The organism is Pseudomonas sp. AC463, from assembly GCF_979253585.1.
In genome coordinates, this window is sequence record NZ_CEEDDZ010001055.1 from 1 (window position 1) to 243 (window position 243).

Here is a 243-nt window from a genome sequence, read left to right on the forward strand (position 1 = left end):
GCTGTGCAGCGAGTTGGGGCTGGATATGGAACAGGTGGTGCGCGCCAAACTCGCCGACAGCGAACGGCGGTTCAGCTGATGAGCGACCGTCACTTCGACGAACTGGCGACCCGCTTCGCCGAGAAGATCTATGGCGGCGCCAAAGGCGAGATCCGCCTCGCCGTGCTGCAGGCTGATCTCACCGAGGCACTGCCTGCGCGCCCACTGCGGGTGCTCGATGTCGGCGCCGGGCTTGGCCATATG

The 243-nt window shown here is 65.8% G+C and carries 2 pseudogenes; both read left to right on the plus strand.

Features of this window, described 5'->3' with window-relative positions:
- Positions 1-79: pseudogene (locus tag AC0IYH_RS33480) on the plus strand (nucleotide pyrophosphohydrolase); the annotation flags it as partial.
- Positions 79-243, plus strand: a pseudogene (locus AC0IYH_RS33485) (SAM-dependent methyltransferase); the annotation flags it as partial. The pseudogenes AC0IYH_RS33480 and AC0IYH_RS33485, both read left to right, overlap by 1 nt.